Annotated in this window: 7 protein-coding genes and 2 pseudogenes; 3 read left to right on the top strand and 6 right to left on the bottom strand. The window is 71.8% G+C overall.

The genetic code is table 11. The annotated features are described in order from the left end of the window. Positions 1-204, bottom strand: a pseudogene (locus CCN39_RS15905) (Rv3235 family protein); the annotation flags it as partial. A 185-nt stretch (positions 205-389) separates the two neighbouring features. On the opposite strand from CCN39_RS15905, the gene CCN39_RS15900 reads away from it, so the two are divergent. After that, positions 390-764 carry an HAD-IA family hydrolase gene (locus CCN39_RS15900; RefSeq protein WP_086842750.1) on the top strand — a complete coding sequence of 125 codons (375 nt, stop codon included), beginning with the start codon at positions 390-392 and terminating at the stop codon, positions 762-764. A 3-nt stretch (positions 765-767) separates the two neighbouring features. Here CCN39_RS15900 and CCN39_RS15895 read toward each other — a convergent pair whose 3' ends face one another. Beyond that, a complete protein-coding gene (locus CCN39_RS15895) occupies positions 768-1,529 on the bottom strand; it encodes a TrmH family RNA methyltransferase (RefSeq protein ID WP_086842748.1) in 762 nt (253 codons plus the stop codon). A 34-nt stretch (positions 1,530-1,563) separates the two neighbouring features. On the opposite strand from CCN39_RS15895, the gene CCN39_RS15890 reads away from it, so the two are divergent. Next, positions 1,564-2,970, top strand: coding sequence for a WS/DGAT/MGAT family O-acyltransferase (locus CCN39_RS15890; protein WP_086842746.1), 1,407 nt, complete (start codon positions 1,564-1,566; stop codon positions 2,968-2,970). Next, complete coding sequence (locus CCN39_RS15885) at positions 2,967-3,458, top strand: DUF6912 family protein (protein WP_086842744.1); 492 nt, start codon at positions 2,967-2,969, stop codon at positions 3,456-3,458. Before CCN39_RS15890 ends, CCN39_RS15885 begins: the two co-directional genes overlap by 4 nt. Before the next feature lie 86 nt (positions 3,459-3,544). Here the strand turns inward: CCN39_RS15885 and CCN39_RS15880 are convergent. From CCN39_RS15880 to rsgA, 4 genes and pseudogenes are all read right to left on the bottom strand, one after another. Continuing rightward, a pseudogene (locus tag CCN39_RS15880) lies at positions 3,545-3,724 on the bottom strand (IS110 family transposase); the annotation flags it as partial. Positions 3,725-3,796: 72 nt separating this feature from the next. Continuing rightward, the gene (locus tag CCN39_RS15875) at positions 3,797-4,549 is read right to left on the bottom strand and encodes an SCO4651 family lipoprotein (RefSeq protein ID WP_086842742.1); all 753 of its coding nucleotides are present in this window, start codon (positions 4,547-4,549) and stop codon (positions 3,797-3,799) included. Between the two features lie 70 nt (positions 4,550-4,619). Beyond that, entirely contained in the window at positions 4,620-5,504 is an 885-nt protein-coding gene (locus CCN39_RS15870) for an SCO4651 family lipoprotein (RefSeq protein WP_086842740.1), read from the bottom strand. 101 nt (positions 5,505-5,605) lie between these two features. Continuing rightward, complete coding sequence (gene rsgA, locus CCN39_RS15865; RefSeq protein ID WP_086842738.1) at positions 5,606-6,628, bottom strand: ribosome small subunit-dependent GTPase A; 1,023 nt, start codon at positions 6,626-6,628, stop codon at positions 5,606-5,608. Between the last annotated feature and the right edge of the window lie 11 nt (positions 6,629-6,639).

Genomic DNA, 6,639 nt, shown 5'->3' with positions numbered 1-6,639 from the left:
GAGGCGTACGACGGCCGCCGGGCGGCGGCCGTCGTACGCCTCCAGCAGCATGTTCAGCAGGTGACCCACTTCGCCCGCGTCGAGCCGTCTCGGCGCCGGGCAGCGGGAGCGGCCCTCCTCCCGCTGCGGCACCTCCTCCGGACGGCCCGTCCGGCGCGGCACCTCGCAGTCGGCCAGCGTTCGCAACCGATGTTCCTCGGTCATTTCCTTCCCTCCCTGACTCGGCATTCGCTTAGAGGCAAGAACGGGCCGGAAAAGACCCGTGAATCGCTCGATCAGGGCGAGAACCGCCGAAATGTGGATTCCCGACGGCGGATCCGGTAAGCGGACCACTCTGCGCGACACGCTTCACCGCCCCGGCTATGGTGTGCCGGGTGCTGAAAGGGCTATTGGTCGATTTCGCCGGAGTTCTCACGGATCCCGACGCCGGCCGGTTCTACGACTACCTGGCGGCCGCGCGCGAACGCGGCATCCGCACCGCGCTGCTGTCCAACGCCCCCGGCGCGTCGGACGAGGTCAAGAACACCATGTTCGACTATTTCGACGCCCTGGTGTTTTCCGGTGAGGTCGGCGTGGCCAAACCGGACCCGGCCGTCTACCTGATCGCGGCCGAGCGGCTCGGGCTGCCGGTCACGCGCTGTGCGTTCGTCGACGACTCCGCGACGAACATCCGCGGCGCCGTCCAGGCGGGCATGGTCGGGGTGCACCACCGGTCGGTCAGCGAGACGCTGGACGAACTCGCGGTGCTGTTCCCCGCCGGGTGAGGGTCAGCGCGCGCGGCGGACCAGCTCGAACGACACCACCGCGGCGGCGGCCGAGACGTTCAGCGACTCGACGTCGCCCGGCATCGGGATCGACAGCCACTCCGTGACGAGCTCGCCGACGTCCGGCCCGACCCCGGCCGTCTCGCCGCCGAGGACGAACGCCGCGCGCTGCGGCAGGTCCACGTCGAACACCGTCGTGCGAGCCGACGCGCCCAGCGCGTAGAGCCCGTAGCCGGCTTCGGTGAGCAGCTCCGCGGCCTCGCGCGCCGAGCCGCAGCGCAGCACCGGCGCGCGGAACGCCACCCCGGCCGACGCCTTGACCACCAGCGGGTCCAGCGCCGCGACGCCGCGCCGGGGCACGATCACGCCCTCCAGCCCGGCCGCGGTCGCCGTCCGCAGGATCATGCCGACGTTCGCCGGCGTGGTGATGCCGTCCAGCAGCAGCACCCGCGACGGCGGGCGCCGGTCGGCCAGCGCCGCGGAAAGCGCTCGCATCCGCGGGGCGACGACGTCGGCGAGCACGCCCTGGTCCTGCTTGCCGTTGCCGGCGAGCACCTTGACCCGATGGGCGCTGGCGCGCTGCACCGGCACGCCGGCGTCCTTCGCCGCGCGCTGGATCTCGGCCGCGCCGGGGCCGCGGGCGGTGTCGGCGAGGATCACCTTGTCCACGCGCAGGCCGTCGTCCGCCAGCGCCTCGAGCACCGGCTTCCGGCCGTACACGGTCAGGAAGCGGTCCTTCGGCGAGATTGTCGACTCATCACCCACACCCAGCAGTCTCGCATTGTGTAAGGATCGCCCCATGCCCGACCGCCTTTCCGCGCTGGATGCCTCGTTCCTGTACGTCGAGGACCACGCGACCCCGATGCACGTCGGCGGCGTGGCGATCTTCGAGCGGCCGCGCTCCGGCTTCGGCCACACCCAGCTGGTCGACCTGATCGGCGGGCGGCTGGCGTACCTGCCGCGGTACCGGCAGCGCGTGCTGGAGGTGCCGGGCCACCTGGCGCGCCCGGTGTGGGTGGACGACGTCGACTTCGACCTGAACTACCACGTCCGGCGCTCGGCGCTGCCCCAGCCGGGCAGCGACGAGCAGCTGTTCGACCTGGTCGCGCGCCTGATGTCGCGCCGGCTGGCACCGGAACGGCCGCTCTGGGAGGCGTACTTCATCGAGGGGCTGGCCGGCGACCGGGTGGCCCTGGTCACGAAGACCCACCAGTCCGTTGTGGACGGTGTCGGCACGATCGACCTCGGCCAGCTCATCCTCGACCCGGTGCCGGCCGAGCCGGAGCCGTTCGAGGACACCTGGACGCCGCGCCGCGAGCCGAGCCGCACCCAGCTGGTGCTGGACGCGATCAGCGAGGGCGTCCAGCGGCCGGGCGAGGTGGTGGAGAACGTCCGGTCGGCGGCGAACGACGCGTTCGCGACCGCGGGCAAGTTCGCCGAGACCGTCGGCGGGGTGGCGTCGACGCTGCGCACGCTGGTGAGCCCGGCGCCGCCGGGGCCGCTGAACGTCCGGGTGTCCGGTGGTCGCGTGTTCTCGGTCGTGCGGACGCGGCTGGAGGACTTCCGCAAGATCCGCGCGGCGCACGGCGGCACGGTCAACGACGTCGTCCTCGCGGCCATCACGGGGGCGCTGCGCGAATGGCTGCTTTCGCGCGAGGTCCAGCTGACGCCGAACACGACGATCCGCGCGCTGGTGCCGCTGGCGGTCCGCGACGCCGAGACGCCCGCGTACTCGACGCCGGGGCTGGTCGGCAACCAGGTGGCGGCGTACCTGGTGGACCTGCCGGTGGGTGAGCCGAACCCGGTCCTGCGGCTCCAGCACATCGGCCACGCGATGGCCGAGCACCTCGATTCGGGCCGTTCGGTGGCGGCCCGCGGCCTGCTCAAGGTCGGCGGCTTCGCTCCGGCTACGCTCCATTCGCTCGGCGCGCGAGCGGCGGGGTCGCTGTCCGGGCGCATCTTCAACGTCATGGTGACCAATTCACCGGGCCCCCAGGTGCCGATGTACGCGGGAGAGGCCAGACTGGTCGAGATGTTCCCGGTGATGCCGCTGATGCGCACCCAGGCGCTGGCGATCGGGGTGACGTCCTACCACGGCGGCGTCTACTTCGGACTGAACGGCGACCGCAAGGCCGCGTTCGACGTCGACCTGGTCGCCGGGATGATCGAAGAGTCCCTGGAAGAGCTGAAGGGTGCGCACTGGTGAGGGTCTATCTGCCTGCGACCATCGCGATGCTTCGCGACCTCGAGACATCGGGGGAGTTCCGCGCCCGCAGCGGAACGGCGTTCGCGCTGACACCCGCGTTGCGCGAGGCGTACGTGAGCGGGTCCGACGAGGAGCTGGAGTACGCGGCGTTGCTGGACGCGGCCCGGGCCTCGTTGCGCCTGATCGCGGCGGAGGAGAAGGGCGAGCCGCGCCGGGTGGTGGTGTCGGCGGACGTCGAGGGCGTGACGTTGCGGCCGGACCTGGACGCGCCGGTGGTCCGCATCGGCGGCCCGATCCCCCTGTCGGCAGTGGCGGCGATCCACGTGGACGCCCCGGAAGCGGCCGAGGCGGTATCCGCCGCGGCGGCGGTGATCGACGCGGCGGACCTGGGAGACCCGGACGCGGAGTTCACGCTGGGGGACGCCGAGGATCACGAGCTGGCCTGGTACGCGCCGCAGGAGCTGCCGTTCCTGCTGGAGCTGCTCTGAGTTGTCCTCAATGGTGGTCGCCTGTGGACAACCGGCCTTGAGCCGCGGCTGACGAGGACGGCATGCGCAAACGGGACTCGGTCGGGTTCATGGTGGGTGCGGTTGCGCAGCATCGCGAACAGGACGTGGCAGCGGCGCCGGGCCAGGCAGATCAACGCAGCGTTGTGCTTGCCCCCGGCTCTCTTCCTGTCGTAGTAAGCCCGGCTGGTCGGGTCTGCCAGAGCGGCGAACGCGGCGAGGAAGAACGCGCGGTTCAGGGCTCGGTTGCGCGTGGGCGGCCATGGGGTCCTGCCGAGGGGCCCTGGGTGCTGCCAAGGAGGCGGGGCCGGCCGCGGTCATCACCCCACCTCGCCCGCAGGCGGCGGCTGGATGTCCACCGGGGTGCCCCAGTCCGAATACCGCGTCGTGATGCGTGCCTCGGAGCCCGGGAGGATCGGGGACAGGTCCAGCACGATCTGCACCGGCCGGTGTGCCTCGTCGAGCCACAGCTCCACCGGGAACTTGCCGCCCACCCGGCCCGCCGCGTCCGCGGGCAGTCCCGCCGGCAGGTCCGGGCCCAGGCGGGCCAAATCCAGGTCGACGCGGTAGTGCTCCGCCGGCGCGCCGTTCAGCTGCCCCCGCTCGGCCGCGACGATCGTGCCCGCCGTGCGGATCTCGCCCAGCGTGTGCGCCGGGTCGTTCTGCTCGGTCAGCTGCGTCAGGCTGCCGCCGAGGACCTGGGAAAACGGGTCCGTCCCGTCCGCCGCCACCACGACCCACGGCTTCGCCGTGCCGAGCTCGTCGCGCGAGCCTTCCGGCACCTTCGCGTACAGCTTGCCGGCCACCTGCCGCAGCTCCACCGGCTCGCCGAGGAAGTCCGTCGTCATCACCTGGGCCGTGCCGCCCGCTCCGAACCGGGCCTGGCCCTGGCCCTTCGACCGGACCGAGCCGACCGCGACGTCCGTGCCGAACTTCGCCGAGCCGCCGGTCGTCGTGGCCGCCGTGGCCGCGTCCGCCAGAGCCCGTGCGTCGTCGAACGCCGGGCGTGGCGGTGGGGCGGAACACGCCCCGGCGAGCAGGGCGAACAGCAGCACCACGGCGGCTTTGCGCATGGCGCCAACAAAAACACAGCGGCTCCCCCGATCTCGTTCGGGGGAGCCGCCGCTACTCAGCGTCGTCCGGTCAGCGACCGGCCTTCTTGATCAGCTCGCCGAGGTCGACGACCTGGTCGGCCGGCGGGGCCGTCACGTCGACCTGGGTGCCCCAGTCGCTGTACTTCATCGTGAACTTCGCGTCGCCGGCCGGCGCGCCCAGCGCCTGCATCATCGGGCCCTGGTCCATGGTCACCTGCACCGGCAGGTTGTCCTTGTTCAGCCAGATCTCGGCCGGGAGCTTGATGTCCTTGCCCTTGAGCATGTCGGTGAGCTTTTCGCGCGCCGCGGCCGGGACCTGGCCGGTGAACTGGTCGATGGCCTTGGCGACGTCGAGTTCCACCTTGTAGTGGTTGACCTTCTGGCCGTTCAGCTCGGTCTGGTCGGACGAGATGATCCGGCCCGTCTTGGAGATCTGGTCGAGCATCTTGCTCGGGTCGCTCTGCTCCGCCGACTGCGAGAGCATGCCGCCCAGCGTCTGCGACAGCGGGTCGGTGCCGTCGGCCGAGATCTTGGCCCACGCCTTGTCCGTGCCCATCTGCTTCTGCTCTTCGGCGGGCAGCTTGATGTACATGACCTTGTCGACCATGCGCATCTCGGTGGTCTGGCCGGCCGCGGTGCTCGTCATCGAGAACTTGGTGTCCGCGCCGTCGAAGGCCATCGCGCCGTTCGCGGTCAAGGTCTGGCCGGCGGCGGAGCCCTCCATGGTGAACTTCGCCGACTTGGACTTCTCGGTGCCCTGCTTCGACGCCGACGCCAGCTGGATCGCGTCGGTGAACGGCGAAGCGAGGCCGTCGGTCTGGCTCTGGCCGCCCGCGGCGGCCGGCTCGGCGGTGCCGTTGGCGGAGTTGCCGCTGCACGCGGTCAGCGTGATTACCAGCGCCGCGCCCGCGGCGACCAGGGTGGTCTTGCGCATTGAGTTCCCCTCAGGATCGGATCTTCCGCTCGGGATATCGCCCGAACGGGCGAATGGTTACCGATGTGACGGTGACGATCGGCGATCGGTTCCGGGTTGTCTCAGGACTCGGTGTTGCGGGTCACATCGTGGCCGCCGCGCGACGCCAGCAGGCGCCGCAGCGAAGCGAGCCGCTCGGGGCTCGCCGTCCCTTCGGTGACGACGTCGTCGAGCGCGCAGTCCGGGTCCTCGGGCGCGCCCAGGTGCCCGCAGCCCGACGGGCACTCCTCGGCGGCCGCGGCGAACTCCTCGAAGGCGTCCACGATGTCGTCCGCGGTGACGTGGGCCAGCCCGAACGACCGCACGCCGGGGGTGTCGATCACCCAGCCGCCGTCCGGCAGCGGCAGCGCCACGGCCGCGACGGACGTGTGCCGCCCCTTGCCGACCGCGCTCACCACGCCGACGGCGAGCTCGGCGTCCGGGACCAGGCGGTTGACCAATGTCGACTTGCCGACACCGGAGTGGCCGACCAGCGCCGTCAGACGGTCTTTCAGCAGCTCGTCGAGGCCGTCGGGCTGTTCGTCGAACCGGCTGACGATCACCGGGACGTCGAGACCCGCGTAGCCCGCCAGCAGCTCGTCCGGGCTGGCCAGGTCGGCCTTCGTCAGGCACAGGACCGGCTCGACACCTCCCGCGTAGCAGGCGACGAGGCAGCGGTCGATGAAGCCGGTGCGCGGCGGCGGGTCGGCCAGCGCGGTGACGATCAGCAGGCGCTCGGCGTTCGCGACGACCAGTCGCTCGAACGGGTCGGTGTCGTCGGCCGTGCGCAGCAGGGAGCTGGTGCGCTCGTCGACCCGGACGATCCGCGCGAGGGTGTCCGGCTTGCCGGAAACGTCCCCGACGATGCCGACCCGGTCGCCGACGACCACCGGGGTGCGGCCCATCTCGCGGGCGCGCATGGCGGTGATCACGCGGGCCGGATCGGCGTCGATCGCGCAGGTCCAGCGGCCGCGGTCCTTGCCGATGACCATGGCGGTGACGGCGTCGGCGTGCTCGGGACGGCGCTTGCTGCGGGGCCGGGTGCCCTTGCCCGGACGCACGCGGACGTCGGACTCGTCCAGCTTGCTCCAGTCGTTGCGCGCCAAACCCGTGGTCC

It is taken from the genome of Amycolatopsis kentuckyensis (assembly GCF_002155975.1).
GTDB classification, from domain to species: domain Bacteria; phylum Actinomycetota; class Actinomycetes; order Mycobacteriales; family Pseudonocardiaceae; genus Amycolatopsis; species Amycolatopsis kentuckyensis.
The sequence above is the reverse complement of the archived record's forward strand: the minus strand, read 5'-3'. Positions and strand labels throughout refer to the sequence as shown.